At 50.7% G+C, this 18,323-nt stretch carries 16 protein-coding genes; all 16 read left to right on the top strand.

All coding sequences use genetic code 11. The annotated features are described in order from the left end of the window. Positions 1-7: 7 nt before the first annotated feature. The 16 genes from flgL (at position 8) to ABT56_RS10050 (ending at position 18,316) form a co-directional block, all read left to right on the top strand. Positions 8-1,234, top strand: coding sequence for a flagellar hook-associated protein FlgL (gene flgL, locus ABT56_RS10125; protein WP_047878746.1), 1,227 nt, complete (start codon positions 8-10; stop codon positions 1,232-1,234). Between the two features lie 277 nt (positions 1,235-1,511). After that, positions 1,512-2,933: a flagellin gene (locus ABT56_RS10120; protein WP_047878745.1), complete on the top strand. Its 1,422-nt coding sequence runs from the start codon at positions 1,512-1,514 to the stop codon at positions 2,931-2,933. A gap of 287 nt (positions 2,934-3,220) precedes the next feature. After that, the gene (gene fliD, locus ABT56_RS10115) at positions 3,221-4,627 is read left to right on the top strand and encodes a flagellar filament capping protein FliD (RefSeq protein WP_047878744.1); all 1,407 of its coding nucleotides are present in this window, start codon (positions 3,221-3,223) and stop codon (positions 4,625-4,627) included. A 9-nt stretch (positions 4,628-4,636) separates the two neighbouring features. Next, positions 4,637-4,933 carry a flagellar biosynthesis protein FliS gene (locus ABT56_RS10110; RefSeq protein ID WP_047878743.1) on the top strand — a complete coding sequence of 99 codons (297 nt, stop codon included), beginning with the start codon at positions 4,637-4,639 and terminating at the stop codon, positions 4,931-4,933. 9 nt (positions 4,934-4,942) lie between these two features. After that, the gene (fliS, locus tag ABT56_RS10105) at positions 4,943-5,341 is read left to right on the top strand and encodes a flagellar export chaperone FliS (protein WP_047878742.1); all 399 of its coding nucleotides are present in this window, start codon (positions 4,943-4,945) and stop codon (positions 5,339-5,341) included. 284 nt (positions 5,342-5,625) lie between these two features. Then, a complete protein-coding gene (locus ABT56_RS10100; protein ID WP_047878741.1) occupies positions 5,626-7,083 on the top strand; it encodes a sigma-54 dependent transcriptional regulator in 1,458 nt (485 codons plus the stop codon). 143 nt (positions 7,084-7,226) lie between these two features. After that, a complete protein-coding gene (locus ABT56_RS10095) occupies positions 7,227-8,291 on the top strand; it encodes a sensor histidine kinase (RefSeq protein ID WP_047878740.1) in 1,065 nt (354 codons plus the stop codon). Next, positions 8,288-9,688 (top strand): sigma-54-dependent transcriptional regulator, encoded by a 1,401-nt coding sequence (locus tag ABT56_RS10090; protein WP_047878739.1) that lies wholly within the window; start codon positions 8,288-8,290, stop codon positions 9,686-9,688. Before ABT56_RS10095 ends, ABT56_RS10090 begins: the two co-directional genes overlap by 4 nt. Before the next feature lie 92 nt (positions 9,689-9,780). Beyond that, on the top strand, positions 9,781-10,092 hold the full coding sequence (gene fliE / locus ABT56_RS10085; RefSeq protein ID WP_047878738.1) for a flagellar hook-basal body complex protein FliE: 312 nt from the start codon (positions 9,781-9,783) through the stop codon (positions 10,090-10,092). 15 nt (positions 10,093-10,107) lie between these two features. After that, positions 10,108-11,856, top strand: a complete 1,749-nt coding sequence (gene fliF, locus ABT56_RS10080; protein WP_047878737.1) for a flagellar basal-body MS-ring/collar protein FliF — start codon at positions 10,108-10,110, stop codon at positions 11,854-11,856. Continuing rightward, positions 11,849-12,889: a flagellar motor switch protein FliG gene (gene fliG / locus ABT56_RS10075; protein WP_047878736.1), complete on the top strand. Its 1,041-nt coding sequence runs from the start codon at positions 11,849-11,851 to the stop codon at positions 12,887-12,889. The genes fliF and fliG overlap by 8 nt, the downstream gene beginning before the upstream one ends. A 30-nt stretch (positions 12,890-12,919) precedes the next feature. Further along, positions 12,920-13,822 (top strand): flagellar assembly protein FliH, encoded by a 903-nt coding sequence (fliH, locus tag ABT56_RS10070; protein WP_084722211.1) that lies wholly within the window; start codon positions 12,920-12,922, stop codon positions 13,820-13,822. After that, complete coding sequence (gene fliI / locus ABT56_RS10065) at positions 13,822-15,141, top strand: flagellar protein export ATPase FliI (protein ID WP_047878735.1); 1,320 nt, start codon at positions 13,822-13,824, stop codon at positions 15,139-15,141. The genes fliH and fliI overlap by 1 nt, the downstream gene beginning before the upstream one ends. Before the next feature lie 55 nt (positions 15,142-15,196). Beyond that, on the top strand, positions 15,197-15,655 hold the full coding sequence (gene fliJ, locus ABT56_RS10060) for a flagellar export protein FliJ (RefSeq protein ID WP_047878734.1): 459 nt from the start codon (positions 15,197-15,199) through the stop codon (positions 15,653-15,655). Between the two features lie 71 nt (positions 15,656-15,726). Continuing rightward, on the top strand, positions 15,727-17,679 hold the full coding sequence (locus ABT56_RS23245) for a flagellar hook-length control protein FliK (protein WP_053062441.1): 1,953 nt from the start codon (positions 15,727-15,729) through the stop codon (positions 17,677-17,679). Between the two features lie 130 nt (positions 17,680-17,809). Beyond that, a complete protein-coding gene (locus ABT56_RS10050) occupies positions 17,810-18,316 on the top strand; it encodes a flagellar basal body-associated FliL family protein (protein ID WP_047878733.1) in 507 nt (168 codons plus the stop codon). Positions 18,317-18,323: the final 7 nt, after the last annotated feature.

The raw sequence follows: 18,323 nt of genomic DNA, 5'->3' as shown, positions 1-18,323 counted from the left end.
AAGCAGTATGATTAACCGAGTAGCGACATTTACCCAGTATCAAAACCTCACTTCGAACCTGATGCGCAAGCAGGGCCAGATCAACGTGACCAACGAGCAGTTGGCGACGGGCAAGCGGATGCAAACCGCGGGCGATGACCCGGTGGCATCGGTCTCTACCCAGAACTACAAGCAGCAGTTGGTGCAGTTCGAGCAGTTCCAGAAGTCAATCACTTTGGCTGGCAACCGTCTCAATAGCCTTGAAACGGCGTTGACTGATGCCGAAGGCCAGATTGACCTGACCAAGCAGCGGGTGATCGGGATGATCAATGGTGCGATGACCGGCGACGACCGTGGTGCGTTCACCTTTGAACTGGAAACCATGTACGACAGTATGTTGGATCTGGCTAACAGCCAAGATGAAGGCGGTAACTTTATGTTTGCCGGTAATCAGTTCAACAACAAGCCGTTTGTTGCCGATGCTTCTGGTACGATCAAGTACATGGGCGATGACGGTCACCGCGAGGCGAGAATCGACACCTCGGTGTTTGTTCAGACCAGCCAGCCGGGTGAGCAGGTCTTTATGGGGATCGAAAACCCGTATGGTGATTACCGTCCTAATTTTGCCGGTTTGCAGAGTGGCTCGACTTTGAACGTGCAGTCGGCGACCAATAAGGATCCGAATGACACCAATGAATACCGGGTTGCCTTTGTCGATAACGGCAATGGCGGGCTGAATTATGAACTGTACGATGACACCAACGGTGTCCAGTTGGCGACGGGTGCCTACGATGCCACCAAGGGGATCCAGTACAAGGACGCGACGGCAGGCAGTGCCATCGATTTGGATTTCCAGTTCGATGGCGACATCAAGCCTGATGACGAAGTGAGCCTGAATCCGGGCAAGACGTTCAGCTTGTTTGATACCATTAAGAGCGCGATTGATTACTCTCAGTACTCAACCTCATCGGCTGAGGCACAGGCTGGTTTGCAGCAGACTATCGATGATTTGACGGCCGCGTATGTTCATATGAACCAACGTCGCTCGGAAGTGGGAGTCGGTCTTAAGCAGCTCGATACTTTTGAAGAGCAACACAAAGACTTTGAATTGGCCGTTAACAATGCCAAGGGTAGCCTTGAAGACATCGATTACAGCAAAGCGGTCATCGATATGAACCAGAATATGGTGGCGATGCAGGCTTCTCAGGCGGCGTTTAACAAGACCAAAGAGCTGTCATTGTTTAACTACCTGTAATTGGCATTCTATTTGGGTAGCAACAAAAAGCGGCAGGAGACTGCCGCTTTTTTATGTTCAATTATTCCTCTATCTTTCCCGCTATTTTTCATTATTGAACGCGTTTTGTTTGCTCTGAACCCTATATATTCCGCGATTTCAAAGCACTAGAAGAAAAAATTAAAAAAAATCCTAAAGGAATCATTTCGGGTGCCGTTAACAAAAGTACTGAAGCAAAACTCTTTAATCCCAAGCCCCCCGCTAATCTAGCTGGGTTGCTATCAACAGGAAGCAAATTATGGCTGTTACAGTTAATACTAACATTTCTGCAATGACTGCCCAGCGCAACCTAGGCAATGCAACTAACAACGTAAGCTCAAGCATGGAGCGTCTGTCTACTGGTCTGCGTATCAACAGCGCAAAAGACGATGCCGCTGGTCTGCAAATCTCTAACCGTCTAACTAGCCAGAGCAACGGTCTGAACGTTGCAATGCGTAACGCCAACGACGGTATCTCTGTTGCGCAGACAGCGGAAGGTGCAATGCAGGAATCTACCAACATGCTACAGCGTATGCGTGACTTGGCCCTGCAGTCTGCTAACGGCTCAAACTCTGATGACGACCGTGCGGCAATCCAGAAAGAAGTTTCTGCACTGCAGGCTGACATGAACCGTATCGCTGAAACAACCACTTTCGGTGGCAGCAAGCTGCTTGACGGTAGCTACGGCACTAAAGAATTCCAGATTGGTTCTAACGCAAACGAAACTATCGGCGTTAGCCTAGGTGATATCTCTGCGGATGCAGTGGGTAACAACGTTCTGACTGGTGGTGGTTCGAAGTTGGGTTCAGCTGTTGCTGCAGCTGAGGGTGCAACATTTACGGGTATTGCAACAGCTGGTTCTGTTAATATCTTCGGTCCAGAAGGTAAGACTGAAGTTGCATTGGCCGCTGGTGATAGTGTGACTGCTGCTGCTAAGAAACTTAACGACAACAACAGTGGTGTTGAGGTTGAAGCGGTAGTTAGTACGAAACTGGAGAATATGACAGCGACTGAAACCGGTAAGTTGGTGATGGGTGCTGGTGCGGATGCTAAGGAATACGAACTGAGCCAGTATGCTGGTGATATGGGTCGCTTGGCAGAAGACCTGAACAAAGATGGCTTCTCAGCATCAATGGACAAGCACGGTGCGCTGGAAATTACCGCGAAAGATATCGATGGTATCAAAGTTGAAAATGCCTCGAAAAATGGCGTGAAGCTTGGTGGCGTTCAGGGTACAGCTGCAGCAGATCTTGAGTTGGTAGTAAATGCTCAGTTGTCCATGACTTCTCACGACAGTTTCTCGGTTGCAAATAAAGATGCAGCGAAAGATGTTGCTGCTGAAATTGTTGGTGGAACAGCATCGTCAAAGAACAGTGTTGCTAATATCGACTTGACTACGGCTAAAGGCTCACAGGATGCGATTGCAGTAATCGATGCGGCTATCGCGGGTATCGACTCACAGCGTGCAGACCTTGGTGCGGTACAGAACCGTTTCAACCACACACTGAACAACCTGTCTAACATCAACGAGAACGTGACTGCGTCTAACAGCCGTATCAAGGATGTGGATTTCGCATCAGAAACGACTAACCTGACTAAGAACCAGATCCTGCAGCAGGCAAGTACCTCTATCCTTGCTCAGGCTAAGCAGACTCCACAGGCGGCACTAAGCCTACTGTAAGGTCTATTTCGCTTAGACGAAGAGTTGAAAGGCCCGGCTTTGCCGGGCCTTTTTCGTATCCATTCGGCAATCTCTTGCCATGCTTTAACTGTCTTTGTGGTGGGGGATACAATCGCTTCCATTTTTATAGAAAAGAGTGGGACGATTAATTATGAGCTACTTAATACAATGAGTAGGACTCAAAGAAAAAACGGTATAAAAATTGCATTGATTTTTTATATGACTGCTGAGAAGTTTGAGCTTAACGTTGGGCTTGAGATGGCAGTGAGGATTACACAGAGGTATCTATGGGATTATCAGCCAGCGGTTTGGGCTCAGGGTTAGATGTAGCAGGCATGACGCAGCAGTTGGTAGCAGCCGAACGTACGCCTAAACAGCAGCGATTGACCGAGCAGATGGCTAAGGTCGAGGTGTCACTAAGCGCCTATGGCCAAATCAAGTCATCTGCCAGTGGTTTGCAAGAAATGTTCGAAAAGTTCGATGAAGATGATGTGTTTGACAATAACCAAGTGACAACGTCGAATCGTGATTTTGTTGAGGCCAGTGTTGAGAGTAATGCGCAAAACGGTCGTTATTCGATAGAGGTTAAAGCTATGGCGCAAAGCCACCGTTTAGCCAGTGCCAACAGTTTTGATGCTGACCCCAATGCTAAGATTGGTAGCGGTGACTTGGTGTTTACGGTTGGCGATAAATCGATGACGGTTAACATCGATCCTAATCAGAGCAGCCTTAAAGACGTGGTAACCGCCATTAACAAGGCCAAAGACAACCCAGGGGTTACCGCCACTATCATGACCGATAAAGATGGCGCCAAAATTGTCTTTTCCAGCAGTAAAACTGGTAAGGAAAACTCGGTCAAGATTGATGCCAGCGGGGCAACAGGTGAGCTGTCTAAATTAAGTTTTGATCCGGCGACGCCAGATGGTAATGCGGAGATGAAGCAGATCCAGCCAGCCCAGGATGCATACATCGTTATTGATGGTTTCTCGCATGTGTATAGCGATACCAACAAGTTTGAAGATGTGCTTGAAGGTGTGACCCTTGATGTCAGTAAACTGACAGGTACCACGGGGTCGGGCAAGCCAACCGATGATGAAGATGTCAAAAATGTGATCATTGAAATTAGCAATGATACCTCAAAGCCGAAAGACGCCATTAATCAACTTGTTGAATCGTATAACGGTTTGTTTGAGATGATTGAGGAACAGTCGAAATTTGATGTAGAAAAAAAGAAAGGTGGGCCGCTAGTTGGTGATAGTTTGGCTAATTCCTTGCTTGGCCAGTTGCGCAGCTTATTCAACAACCCGATCACCGGCTCGGATGGTAAGACTTATCAGATGTCTGATTTTGGTATCACCACCACGCGTGAAGGTGTACTTGAGGTTGATGATGAGATCCTTGAGGAGACGATCAAGGATAACTACGGTTCGTTATCGGCATTTTTCTATGGCGATGAGGGCTTTTTGAAGAAAGCAGATAAGTTGTTGGAAGGCTTTATTGGCAGTGAAGGGTCGTTGACCAATAGGGAAAATAGCCTGAAAAGCGAGCAGGAGCGGATTGAAGACGGGATGACAGATCTCAATGAGCGGATGGCGGCCTTTGAAGCACGTACCTATAAGCAATTGACCGCGATGGATGCCGCGATTGCCAAGATGAATACCGAGCTTTCCACGATGCAGAGCCTGCTAATGTAAGGGTGAAAGATGGATGAACTAACTCAGCTAGAACAGCAAATCTCATCATTGCTGGCGGCAGATGAATACAATGATGATTTTCCCGAGCAACTGCAAAAGCTGGTTGCGGCACGCCATCAGCAAGTGACCCAGTTGCTGCGTGATCAAAAAAGTTTAAGCCGCAGTAAATTTGATGATATTCAGGCGCGAACCCAGGATTTGAAGCAGCTGTTAGAGCAAAACAGTGCCCGGATTAGAAGTAAGTTACTGAGTAACCAAAAGGCTAAGAAGTCAGTAGCTGTTTATCAAATGATCAGAAATAATTAGGAAAAAAGTATGCGCGGCATTCTTCAAGCATATAAGAAAGTATCGGTGGATTCGCAGTTGGCAAGTGCATCGCCGCACCGTGTGGTGCAGATGCTGTTTGCGGGTGCGATAGAACGTTTGGTTCAAGGCAAGGCGGCCATGGAAGCGGGTAATATCGCGATGAAAGGTGAGCGATTGAACAAGGCGTTGGCGATTATCGGCAGTTTGCGCGAGAGCTTGTCGATGCAAGATGGCGGTGAAATTGCAGTGAATCTTGATCGTCTGTATGACTTCATGATGCGTCATGTTATCGAGGCTAATGCGACCAATAATCCGGAAAAGATCAGTGAGGTCATTACACTGCTGACGGATATCAAATCAGCATGGGATCAAATCCCGGAAGAATTCCATTACCAGACGGAAAAATAATCAGTCGCCGATCGTGGTTGATTAGAAATTACCAGAAATATTTTGGAAGCAAGATCAAAGTTTGGATCAATAGCAAACCTTGATAGGGCCTGTGCACCCAGCTTTTCGGGATGCCAGTTGCCTTCTACCGCACATCTATTACAATGGTTGCCAATTTACCCGGCAACCATTTGCTCTATGCTTGGCATAGCCACCTCCGTGGCCTTGCTTCGGCATACTATGGCGTACCGTCCATAAACAGGGTGCCAATCATTAGAAACACCAAAGGCAGGCAATTCTTTTCTATGCAAGGTTTAGCAAAAACCCTCGTTATTGATGATGACGCACAGCATCGCCATGATCTCAGTGTCATTCTATTTTTTTTGGGCGAGCAGTTCGAAGTCTTGTCGTCAGAAGAGGTCAATGATTCGCACTGGGAAAAAGAATGGAGCGCCTGTTTATTGGGGAATATCAGCAAGGGGAAATCCCTGACGCAGATCCTCGATTTCTTGCGGATTCAGCATCATATTCCAGTGGTTGCGCTCGCTAATTATGAACGTGAGCTGTCAGGGCTGCCGAATTACATTGGCAATCTTGATTACCCGCTGAGCTATAGCCCGATGACAGAGGCGCTGCGTCACTGTCAGGAATATTTGGGCAAGCAGACCTATCAGGTTCCTCAGTTGGGCCGCAAAAATACCCTTTTCCGTTCTATGGTCGGCCGAAGCGAGGCCATTAGCCAAATTCGCCATTTGATCGAGCAAGTGTCGGCAACCGATGCTAGCGTGCTGATCCTTGGTGAATCGGGTACCGGCAAAGAGGTGGCGGCACGCAACATTCATTACCACTCTTCGCGTGGCAAAGGGCCGTTTGTACCTGTTAACTGTGGTGCTATTCCTGCGGACTTGCTGGAAAGTGAGCTGTTTGGTCACGAGAAAGGCGCCTTCACGGGGGCAATCTCCGCTCGTAAGGGGCGTTTTGAGCTGGCTCAGGGCGGTACCTTGTTCCTTGATGAAATCGGCGATATGCCGATGGCAATGCAGGTCAAGTTGTTGCGGGTATTGCAGGAGCGTTGCTTCGAGCGGGTAGGTGGTAGTGAAACCATTAAGGCAGATGTGCGGATAGTGGCTGCGACTCACCGTAATTTGGAAGTGATGATCAAAGACGGGACTTTCCGCGAAGATCTTTACTACCGTTTGAATGTTTTCCCAATCGAAATGCCGGCATTGCGCGAGCGTATCGAAGATACCCCGCTTTTGCTGCAAGAATTGCTGGCTCGCCTTGAAGCCGAAGGGGCAAAGCCGGTGTTCTTTACGCCGCGTGCCATTAATTCGTTAATGGAGCATGACTGGCCGGGCAATATTCGTGAGCTGGCCAACTTGGTCGAGCGCTTGATTATCCTCTATCCGGGCGAAATGGTGGATGTTACGCACCTGCCGATGAAATATCGTCATTGCGACCTTCCGGTGTTCCGGGCGGAAGAGAATTTCCTCGCAGTGGAAGATCAGGAGCGAACAGCATTGGCTGATATGTTTGCTTGTCAACCTGTTGAACATGACGAGTTTTTGGCTGCGACAGGTCTGCCGCCAGAAGGAGTTAACTTGAAAGAGATGCTGGCAGATCTTGAAGTAGACATGATCCGTCAAGCACTTGAAGCCCAGACAGGCGTGGTGGCAAGGGCTGCCGACATGTTGGGGATGCGCCGTACCACCTTGGTGGAAAAAATGCGCAAGTACGGCTTGAATAAAGAAGACGTACGCTAAACCCTTCCTGCAGCGTCATATTCTTGACGCTGCAACAAACACTCTAGTGAACACAAGTCACTGAAATTAAATATTTTTAGTTGGCATGAAAAATGCTTTATCATCGTAAAATCGACGATTAATAAGTATTTTAGGTCCGCTTTATGGGTGGTTATTCGCCTTCTTCAGATAATCTACCCCAGCAGGTAGCCCGTTATCAGCAAGCTTTTGATGTTATGCCATCTGGGGTTATTTTTTTGGATCCCAAAGGGGTAGTTGAAGAAGCCAATCCAGAAGCCTATCGCTTACTGGGCGAACCGTTGGCGGGCGAGCGTTGGGTGGATATCATCCAGCGGGCTTTTTCGCCGCGTGAGGATGATGGCCACGAGGTCTCTTTACATAATGGCCGTCGGGTACGGTTGGCCATTTCGGCATGCCAAAGCGGACAGCTGATTTTTATCACCGACATGACGGAAACCCGTTTGTTGCAATCGCGGATCAGCGAGATGCAGCGCCTTTCCTCGTTGGGGCGAATGGTGGCTTCGCTGGCTCACCAAGTTCGTACACCTCTGTCGAGCGCCATGCTTTATGCTGCCAACCTACGGACGCAGACGATCAATGCGGTGACACGTGATCGCTTTCAGACCAAGCTTCTTGATCGCTTGCATGATTTAGAGAAGCAGGTCAACGACATGCTGCTGTTTGCCAAGGGCGGGGATAACAAGGTGATAGAAGCTTTTTCCCTCGGGGCATGGCTAGACGAGCTGGAGCGGATGGTCGAAAGCCAGGTGATGGCCAATGATGTCGATTTCAGCCTTGATTGCGATGATGAGACTCGACAAATTATGGGCAATGCCAATGCATTGGCCAGCGCCGTTGCCAATGTGATCACCAACGCGATCCAGATGGCGGGCAAAGCGTGCCGGGTCTCACTGGATATCACCACCGATGCGGGGTGGGCACATATTCGAGTGACGGATAACGGCCCGGGTATCGCACCCGATATCAAAAAGCGAATTCTTGAACCGTTTTTTACCACCCGTAAGCAAGGTACCGGTTTGGGGCTTGCGGTGGTGCAAATGGTTGTCAAAGCTCACCATGGCCAGCTCCATGTCTCTTCGGAGCCGGGGGAGGGGGCGTGTTTTACGATTTCTGTTCCGTTGATAGAACCGCAAAGCGGTATGAATAACGAAAAACAACAGGTAACCGCTGCAGGAGAAATGCAATGAGACAGAGCCGGATATTGGTCGTCGAAGACGATGAAGGCCTGCGCGAGGCATTGGTTGATACTTTGTCGCTGGCGGGTTATGACTGGCTTGAGGCCGAAAGCGCTGAGCAGGCGTTGCTGCTGTTGAAATCCAACGAGGTTGATATCGTTGTATCCGATGTTCAGATGGCGGGTTTGGATGGGCTTGGTCTGCTACGTAGTATCAAGCTGAGTTGGCCTAAGCTGCCGGTATTGTTGATGACGGCTTATGCCAATATCGAAGATGCGGTATCGGCGATGAAGGAAGGCGCGATTGACTACATGGCTAAGCCGTTTGCGCCGGAAGTACTGCTGAATATGGTTAGCCGTTATGCGCCGATCAAGGCCGAAATGACTCAGGCGGTTGCGGCTGATCCGAAATCGCTCAAGTTGTTGGCTTTGGCCGAGAAGGTGGCGCGCACCGATGCCAATGTGATGGTGCTGGGGCCGAGTGGCACTGGCAAGGAAGTGATGTCGCGTTATATCCATGACCATTCTCTGCGTAAAGACGGCCCGTTTGTTGCCATTAACTGTGCGGCGATCCCTGACAATATGTTGGAAGCGACTCTGTTCGGTTATGAGAAAGGGGCGTTTACCGGTGCGGTACAGGCTTGCCCGGGTAAATTTGAACAGGCGCAGAGAGGGACTATCTTGCTTGATGAAATCAGTGAGATGGATTTGAACCTACAGGCCAAGCTGCTGCGGGTATTGCAGGAGCGGGAAGTTGAGCGTCTAGGCGGACGCAAAAGTGTGAAGCTGGATTTGCGGATCATCGGCACCAGTAACCGTGACCTTAAGCAGTATGTTGTTGATGGCTTGTTCCGCGAAGATCTCTATTACCGTTTGACAGTATTTCCATTGACGTGGCCGGCCTTGGCCGAACGTCCAGGGGATATCGTGCCATTAGCAGAACATTTGTTGCAGCGTCATTGCTGCAAGCAGGGAATGCCGGTTCCGGTACTGGCTGAGTCGGCGCGACAGAAGCTGTTGCAGTATGCTTGGCCGGGTAATGTTCGTGAGCTTGACAATGTGATTCAGCGAGCCTTGATCTTGGCGAGCAATGAATGCGTCGAAGCGGGTGACATCCTGCTGGAGGGGCTCGATTGGCTCGATTCTATTGCGCTGCAAGAGAAAGTTGCGGCAGGCGTTTCGTCTTTTTCTCTGCCAGCTGGTGAGCCAGAAATGGCAGAGCAGGAAGGGCAAGGGTTTGACGGGTTAGGAAATGAGCTGCGTGAACAGGAGTTTTCGATTATTCTAGAGACCATTCGCGCTTGTGATGGCCGACGCAAGGATGTTGCTGAAAAATTGGGAATTAGCCCACGAACTTTGCGCTATAAAATGGCAAAAATGCGCGATGCTGGAATAAAGATCCCAGTTTGACCCCTCAAAATCGGCTGCGACTCGTCATGCTGACAAACAAAACAATATCATAATGCCCTCTACTAACATCTTTTGACGGGTTGGAGTAAAGAATGAAAGTTAACGGATTACAGGCCGAAATGCAGGCCATGAAGCTTGAAGCGAGCAACACTAACCGCCCGGCGACTGGCCAGCAGGTTAGTGCGGATTTTGGCGCGTTGCTCGGGGATGCAATCAAAAGCGTTAATAATATCCAATCACAGTCGAGTGAATTGGCTACCCGTTTTGATCAGGGGGACCGCTCGGTGTCTCTTTCTGATGTGATGATTGCCCGCAACAAGTCAAGCGTGGCCTTTGAAGCGACCGTACAGGTTCGCAACAAGATGGTCCAAGCCTACAAAGAATTAATGAATATGCCGGTTTAATGCAGGAATAATTGAGTGTCGGATATCTCTACAAATAATGGGCTGGCCGCCGCTGGCAGTGCCCCGGCGCCTGCTTTGACTGATAATGCTCTAGATCTGAGCAGTTCGGACCAAGCAGAAAAAAGTTCGAAGCGGGTTAATGGTATGCTCGGCAACCTTGACCTATTGCGTCAGATTATATTGGTGTTGTCGGTCGCTATTTGCATGGCGCTTATCGTCATGGTTGTTATTTGGCTCAAAGAGCCGGAAATGAGGCCGCTTGGTACTTACGATACCAGTGAGTTGATTCCGATCCTAGACCATTTTGACCAGAAGAAAATCCAGTACGAGCTTGATGGCAACACGATCCGGGTTCCCGTTGAAAATTATTCGAGCCTTAAGTTGGAGCTGACCCGCGTTGGGTTAGACGCCAAGGTCGACGAAGGCGATGATATTTTGCTTCAGGATATGGGTTTTGGTGTTTCTCAGAGACTAGAGAAAGAACGCCTTAAGCTAAGTCGCGAGCGTCAGCTGGCTCGAGCTATCGAGCAAATTCGTCAGGTCCGCAAGGCACAAGTACTGTTGGCAATGCCGAAACAGAGCGTATTCGTGCGCCATAACCAAGAAGCATCGGCAACGGTATTTTTAACCCTAGGTGGCAATGCCATGCTGGGTCAGCAGGAAGTGGATTCAATTGTCGACATGGTGGCGTCGGCAGTACCGGGGCTTAAGCCGACTCGGGTGACCGTGACCGACCAGCATGGTCGTTTGCTGAGCTCGGGCAGCGAGGATCCGAGTGCAACCGCACAGCGTAAGGAGTACGAGCTTGAGCGTAAGCAGGAGCAGGCCCTACGCGACAAAATTGATGCCATATTGATTCCGGTATTGGGCTTGGGTAACTATACCGCTCAGGTCGATGTCTCTATGGATTTCAGCGCAGTGGAAGAAACGCATAAGCGCTATGATCCGTCCAATCAAGCAACCCGCAGTGAGTTTACGCTTGAAGATTACAATAACGGTAACGTGGTTGCTGGTATTCCTGGCGCGTTGAGCAATCAGCCACCTGCTGATAGTTCCATTCCGCAGGATATTGCTAACCTTCAGTCGGGCAAGGGCTCAAGTGATGGTTCGGTCCACCGCGAGTCGACCCGTAACTATGAATTGGATACGACCATTCGCCACAAGCGTGCCCAAACGGGTACGGTTCAGCGTCAGACGGTATCTGTTGCCGTGGATTACAAGCAATCGGTTGATCCAAAATCGGGTGAGGTCACCAAGGTGCCGCTTACTGATGCAGAGCTAGTTAAGATCAGTCGTTTGCTAAAAGGTGGTATTGGTTTTTCCGACCAGCGTGGCGACGTAATCGAAGTATTATCAGTGGCGTTTGTCGCACCAGAACCTGAGCAGGTCGCGAACTTGCCGATTTGGGATCATCCTAACTTTAATACGTGGATTCGCTGGTTGGCGGCTGCGTTTGTGATTGTGGTGGTGATCTTGGTGATGGTTCGTCCGGCGATGCGCAAGCTGCTGTACCCGAACCAAGCTGCCGACGGTACGCCGTTGGATGAAAACGGTATGCCAGTTCATCAGTCAGGCAATAGTGATAATGTCGATCTTCTTGGTAATGGCCTTGACGGTGCTGAAGCCTTTGAGCTGGGTAGCACCCTTGAGCTACCTAGCCTCCATAAAGATGAAGAGTTGTTGAAAGCGGTTCGTGCCTTGGTGGCTAACGAACCGGATCTGGCCGCACAGATCGTGAAGAGTTGGGTAAACGAAGATGGCTAATGAAATTGCGACCACTGAAGAAGTTAAATTTGATGTCTCCTCACTGAAAGGTAGCGAGAAAGCGGCAATTTTGTTGCTCAGCCTGAGTGAGGAAGATGCCGCCAGTATTATTCGCTACTTGGAACCGAAGCAGGTTCAGCGAGTAGGTGGTGTGATGGCCTCGATGTCTGACTTGAATCAGGAGAAGGTGTCGTCGGTTCACCGCCTGTTCCTTGAAAGTATTCAGAAGTACACCAGTATCGGCATGGGTAGCGAGGACTTTGTCCGTAATGCTCTGGTTGCTGCGTTGGGTGAAGATAAAGCCAATAACTTGGTTGATCAGATTCTGATGGGTAGCGGTTCGCGTGGCTTGGATTCGTTGAAATGGATGGATCCTCGTCAGGTGGCCAGCATTATTCTCAACGAGCACCCGCAGATCCAGACAATTGTCTTGTCTTATCTCGAACCGGAGCAGTCGGCTGAAATTCTGGCCCAGTTCCCTGAGCGGGTACGCCTTGATCTGATGATGCGAATTGCCAACCTGGAAGAAGTCCAGCCAGCGGCACTTCATGAACTTAACGATATCATGGAGAAACAGTTTGCTGGTCAGGCTGGTGCTCAGGCGGCCAAGATTGGCGGCTTGAAGGCTGCTGCTGAAATCATGAACTACCTAGACAACAATGTTGAAGGGTTGCTCATGGATCAGATTCGAGACAACGATGAGGATCTGGCGACCCAGATTGAAGATCTGATGTTTGTCTTTGACAATCTTGCCGAGGTTGATGACCGCGGGATCCAGATCCTGCTGCGCGATGTGCCTCAGGAACTACTGCAAAAAGCCCTCAAGGGAGCCGACGATATATTGCGTGGCAAGTTCTTGCGTAATATGTCCAAGCGTGCTGCCGAGATGCTGCAAGAGGACCTCGATGCGATGGGGCCTATCCGGGTTGCCGATGTCGAGGCTGCACAGAAAGAGATCCTATCTGTTGCCCGTCGTTTGGCTGATTCCGGCGAGTTGATGCTAAGTGGCGGCGGTGCCGAAGAGTACCTTTAATGATTGATAGCAAGCTAAACAGGTTGGGTTATGTCCACTGAACAACGCCGAGGTTTTCTCCGGGTTGCCGACCATCAGGCTCAGGAGCTAGAACGCTGGGCTTACCCAGATTATTCCGATGAGGTTCCGCTTTCCAGCGAGAACGCGTTGAACTATGTTCCGTCGTGGCATGATGAGGCGGTCGAAGAACTGGAAGAGCCTGAGCCGCCGCCGTTGACGGCTGCGGATCTGGATGAAATCCGCCAGTCAGCTTTCGAAGAAGGCATTGCCGAAGGTCGTGAGGCGGGTTACAGCCAAGGGCATGAGCAGGGTATCGCCGATGGCTTCGAGCAAGGTCATGCCCAAGGTCTTGAACAAGGTCTGGCGCAAGGCCTTGAAGATGGGCAGGCGCAAATCAACCAGCAAGCTGCCGTGCTTGTTCAGTTGGCCGACCAGTTGGCCACACCGTTGGCAAAAATTGATGGCGAAGTCGAGCGTCAGCTGATCCGTCTGGTGACCACGATGGCCCGTGAGTTAGTGCAGGTTGAACTGCAAATTAACCCGCAGGTTATTTTGCAGACGATCCGAGAGGGTATTGCTGCCCTACCAGTGGCAGGCCAGAAGGTCATTATCCAGCTGCATCCCGAAGATTTGGCTCTGGTGCGCGAGGCGTATGGTGACGATAATCTTGCTGAGCGCCAATGGTCGTTGCAGGGCGAGCCCGCGATGAATCGTGGTGATCTTCATCTTGCCAGCGGAACATCGACGGTCGATTTCCCGATGGAGCAGCGTATCCGGCAGGTGCTGACTCAATTTATCGGTCGTAATAGCCAGCAGTTGGCAGCGACCGAACACCAACCAGAGCCTGTTTCTGAGCAAGCGGCTGACGCAGAGTCTGCCCATCAGCAAGATGATGCCTTATCAGAGACAGCTTCTGCTGCGGAGCCGGCATAATGGCATCGTTGGCAGAGCGCCTTTCTCACTATCAGGCTGATCAGCTGGGATACAAACCAGTCGCGTCCGGTCGCCTGGTGCGTGTTGTCGGCCTGACGCTTGAGGCCATTGGTTGCCGGGCTCCGCTCGGTAGCTTGTGCAAGGTAGAAACCCTGACTGGCGAGATGGAAGCCGAAGTCGTCGGTTTCTCTGGCGAGACGCTTTATTTAATGCCGAGCGAACAGCTGACAGGGGTAATGCCGGGGGCCAAAGTGACGCCGGTATTGCAGGCGGCAGGCTTGCCTGTCGGAATGGAATTGCTCGGCCGGGTAATTGACGGTGTTGGCAATCCCCTCGATGGGATGGGTGAGATCTATACCGCCGAGCGAGCATCGTTCAACGCCGAACCGATTAACCCCTTGGCGAGAAAGCCGATCAAAGAGCCGCTTGATGTCGGCCTCAAAGCGATAAACGGTCTGTTGACAGTTGGCAAGGGCCAGCGTATCGGCCTGTTTGCCGGTTCGGGTGTCGGTAAGTCGGTGACGCTCGGGATGATGACCAGAGGCACCACAGCACAGGTTGTGGTGGTCGGTTTGATTGGCGAACGTGGCCGAGAAGTTAAAGAATTTATTGATGAGATCCTCGGTGTTGAAGGTCGGGCCCGTGCTGTTGTTGTGGCCGCGCCAGCTGATGCCTCGCCGTTGATGCGTCTTAAAGGTTGCCAGACGGCCCTGACGATTGCCGAATACTTTCGTGACCAAGGGCTGGACGTTTTGTTGCTGATGGATTCATTGACCCGTTTTGCCCAGGCCCAGCGCGAAATCGCCCTGTCTGTCGGCGAGCCGCCAGCGACCAAGGGCTATCCGCCGTCAGTGTTTGCCAAGCTACCGGCTCTTGTTGAGCGGGCTGGTAATGGCGGCGAGCACCAAGGTTCGATAACTGCATTTTTTACCGTATTGACCGAAGGCGATGATCTGCAAGATCCGATTGCCGATGCATCCCGTGCGATCCTCGATGGTCACATTGTATTGTCGCGGGAGATGGCCGATGCGGGTCATTATCCTGCGATTGATGTAGAACGCTCTGTGAGCCGGGTAATGCCTGCCATTGTTAGCGAAGAGCATATGCTGATGTCGAAAGCGGTGCGACAAATTTTGTCGATTTGCCGTAAGAACCAAGATCTGGTCTCGATTGGGGCGTACAAGCCCGGAACCGATCAGTCCATTGATCAGGCGTTCCATTTCAAACCGAAATTGGATGGCTACCTGCAGCAGACCATGAAGGAATCTGTTCCTTATGCGATGTGCGTCAATATGCTCCGCTCTATATTGGGCGGGTGATAATCGAGGTGAGCGGCGATGTCGCTGTTACTGCAACCCCCAAAGCTGAATTGATATGTCTGACCGATCGTTACAATTGATCCTCGAGCGCGCGCAAGAGGATGAGCATCAGGCATCTTTAGCCCTGAATCAGGCGCGGATTGATCTCGATAGCTACCGTGAACAGCTAGCCCAAATTGAGCAATATCGATTTGATTATTGCCGTCAGCTGTCTGAGCGCGGTATGGAGGGATTGTCAGCCAGTGCCTACAACCATCTTCAGAAGTTCCTCAACCAACTTGATGAGACACTGCTTAGGCAGCGAGAGGCTGGCCGGCATTTTGAACAGCAGGTCGAAATATGCAGTGGGCAGTGGCAGGATGCTCGCAAGCAGCGTCGTTCCATCGAATGGCTGCTGGAGAAAAAGCAGCACGAGCGCCAGCTCAGGCTTGAAAAGCAAGAACAGAAACTGATGGATGAGTTTTCGACCTTGCAGTTTGCTCGTTTGATGGCAAATCGGCGTTCTGAGCAATAATGTCAAAGTGTATAATATGGCGTACTTTTTGCTTTGAAAAAGCTAACCATCACCAACATGAATGATTAACTATGCTTTCTTCTTTATTTTCACAGATGCCTTCCGCGCCAGCTGCGCCGACAGGGGCAGCGAGCACAAGTAAAAGTGTGGCCGGAGAACAGGTGGCAGGCGATGTGTCGTCATCTGGCGGTGAGGGCTTGGATTTTCTCCAAAGCCTGAAAAGCATTTTGAACGAAAGCACTCCCGAGCAGGCGAAGGATGCTAAATCCTCCGGGCTGTTACCCTCTTCCTCGGAGCACGATGAGGCAGTTTCTGGTGAAGTATCAGAAGATAGCGAGCTGATAGACGGTGAGGTTGTTGATGGCATAACGGATGAGAGCGCGGTGGAGAGTGGCTCTGTACCGGGGGCGGAGAGTGCGTTGGCCGTTGAGGGTACGTCGGCATTAGATGCCGAAAACGTCGATGAGGCCAATACACCATCTGATCTCAGTCAAGTGAGTGATGGCTTGAATGTACCGTCTTCCTCCGTGGGGGGGGGCAAAGCGGCAGATTTGAGTGCAGATAAAACAGCAGACGATTCTGATAGTACTGATGATGCAGAGCAGGCTGTTGCAGATGTGTTTGCGTTTTTGCAGCATCTATCAGCATCGAGCCGTCAGTTGGCCGATGGTGAAAGCGTGACGCAAAGCGATGTGGTGGCCGAAATCACACAAGCTGGTGATTCTCCTTCTGAATTTTCAATGCTGGCCAAGTTGCAGCTTAAAGGCAAGGATTTGCCGGATGGCCTGTCGCTATTGGCTGCGCAGGCAATGGTTGAAGAGGGGACAGGCGTGCCCGCCGAAAATCAGACAGCTGTTGAGAATCTGGCTGATATTGATGCTTCTGCCGATGGGGATGCGTTGAGTGCTCTGTCTCGTCTGCTGTCGGGCAATTTTGTTTCCGATAAAGTGGTTAAGGGCGATCAGGCCGGTGATGATTCGGTTATTGGTAAAGAAGCTGCTGTTGATGAAATCACTGTTGGTAAAGAAACGTCAATCGGCAAAGGTTCTGATATCAGTAAAGAAGGTGTTATCGGTAAAGGTTCTGATATCAGTAAAGAAGGTGTTATTGGCAAAGGTGCTGATATCAGCAAAGATGCAATTATCGGTAAAGAAGCAAGCATTGATAAAGAGTTAGTTGCCAAAATAGCGGCGTCCCAGTCGGCTGATGCTAAGGCGGTGGATGGTAAGGTGGCGGCACAAGCGGCCCCCGATACCGCGGCTAAGTCCGACTCAACGGTTTCGGCTGATCTTGAGCGGGCTCTTACCCGCCATAAGCAGCCTGCATTGGGGGGCGAAGCCCATGTAACGTCTGATAGCGTGGCAAATTCTCTGACGGCTGATGATATCTCATTGCTTGTGGGCGGTGCGGCTAAAGGCGAGCACATGATGGCCGATGCGACATTAGCCAAATCTGAAGCCTCGTTGGCGACCCAGCATCTGACGGCATCTGGTGCAACGGGGTCGAACCGAATGTCAGCAGAATCAGGCCAAGTGGCCAATCAGCAACCGCCACTGCAACTGAGTGAATCTCAAGGGCATGATGAACTGGCAGAGCGAGTGCAGGTGATGGTCTCCAAGAACTTGAAACACGTTGATATTCGCCTTGACCCACCAGAACTTGGAAAGTTGCAAATTAAGTTGAGCGTTAACAACGATCAGGCCAATGTGCAGTTTACGGTAGCCAATGCGCAAGCTCGGGATTTGGTCGAGCATGCGATGCCGAGGTTGCGTGAAATGCTGGCTCAACAAGGTTTGCAGCTAGCTCAAGGCAGCGTACAGCAAGATGATGGCCGCCAGTCTGCGGGGCAGTTCCAGCAGCAAGCCCAACAGCAGCAGGCTCAGCAGGGCGGAGCCGGTCAATCTGGTGGCCGCGGTCATGCTACAAACAGCGGCTTACCTTCTGGTGATGGTCAGCATAGCACTGCGGAACCTGCATCAATGTGGGTTAGCCAACCGGATGATGGGGTCGATTACTACGCCTAGTTCACATACTGCACATAGCGCGAGTGCTGAAAACGTAGGATTAAGACAGATATTAATGCACCCGTCATAATGACGGGGGACACAATAGAGATGGCTCAGGAAATAAGCCGTGGTACAGAAGGGTTGAAAAATGGCAATTGATGCCAAGAAAGAAGAAAGAAAAAAACAGTTGATCGTGCTGGCATTTACCTTGCTGCTTATCGTTGTTGGTTCGATAGGTACTTGGGCTGTCTTGGAGAACAAGAAGGATGGCGCGCGTGAGATCATCATGGGCAGCAATGGGCGCGGTAGCGTAGAGAAGGCTGCGGATGTAGAAGGTGAAGCCTACTATGTTACCATCCCCCAACCCTTTATCTTTAACGTGCTGGGCGACAGCCAAGACAGGATGGTGCAGATTTCCGTCCAGCTGTTGGTGCGAGGGAAAAATAATGACCGTGTTGCTATCCAGCACCTGCCACTGATTGAAAGTACCTTGCTGCAAACATTTGGGGCGGCAACGGTCGAGCAACTTCGCAGCCCCAATGGCCGGACGGATCTTAGCCGTTTGGCTAAGACCGCGCTGCAAAGCACGCTGCTCAAAGTCTCGGGTCAGCAGGTTGTTGAGCGAGTTCTGTTTACTGGTTTTGTAATGCAATAGGTTCAAC

Origin of the sequence: Photobacterium aquae (assembly GCF_001029445.1) — a bacterium.
Lineage (GTDB): Bacteria > Pseudomonadota > Gammaproteobacteria > Enterobacterales > Vibrionaceae > Photobacterium > Photobacterium aquae.
Note: the sequence above shows the minus strand (reverse complement) of the source record. Positions and strands in the feature narration are given on the sequence as shown.

Coding starts and splice junctions, on each gene's coding strand:
- flgL (WP_047878746.1), top strand. CDS start 8: ATGATTAACCGAGTAGCGACATTTACCCAGTATCAAAACCTCACTTCG.
- ABT56_RS10120 (WP_047878745.1), top strand. CDS start 1,512: ATGGCTGTTACAGTTAATACTAACATTTCTGCAATGACTGCCCAGCGC.
- fliD (WP_047878744.1), top strand. CDS start 3,221: ATGGGATTATCAGCCAGCGGTTTGGGCTCAGGGTTAGATGTAGCAGGC.
- ABT56_RS10110 (WP_047878743.1), top strand. CDS start 4,637: ATGGATGAACTAACTCAGCTAGAACAGCAAATCTCATCATTGCTGGCG.
- fliS (WP_047878742.1), top strand. CDS start 4,943: ATGCGCGGCATTCTTCAAGCATATAAGAAAGTATCGGTGGATTCGCAG.
- ABT56_RS10100 (WP_047878741.1), top strand. CDS start 5,626: ATGCAAGGTTTAGCAAAAACCCTCGTTATTGATGATGACGCACAGCAT.
- ABT56_RS10095 (WP_047878740.1), top strand. CDS start 7,227: ATGGGTGGTTATTCGCCTTCTTCAGATAATCTACCCCAGCAGGTAGCC.
- ABT56_RS10090 (WP_047878739.1), top strand. CDS start 8,288: ATGAGACAGAGCCGGATATTGGTCGTCGAAGACGATGAAGGCCTGCGC.
- fliE (WP_047878738.1), top strand. CDS start 9,781: ATGAAAGTTAACGGATTACAGGCCGAAATGCAGGCCATGAAGCTTGAA.
- fliG (WP_047878736.1), top strand. CDS start 11,849: ATGGCTAATGAAATTGCGACCACTGAAGAAGTTAAATTTGATGTCTCC.
- fliH (WP_084722211.1), top strand. CDS start 12,920: ATGTCCACTGAACAACGCCGAGGTTTTCTCCGGGTTGCCGACCATCAG.
- fliI (WP_047878735.1), top strand. CDS start 13,822: ATGGCATCGTTGGCAGAGCGCCTTTCTCACTATCAGGCTGATCAGCTG.
- fliJ (WP_047878734.1), top strand. CDS start 15,197: ATGTCTGACCGATCGTTACAATTGATCCTCGAGCGCGCGCAAGAGGAT.
- ABT56_RS23245 (WP_053062441.1), top strand. CDS start 15,727: ATGCTTTCTTCTTTATTTTCACAGATGCCTTCCGCGCCAGCTGCGCCG.
- ABT56_RS10050 (WP_047878733.1), top strand. CDS start 17,810: ATGGCAATTGATGCCAAGAAAGAAGAAAGAAAAAAACAGTTGATCGTG.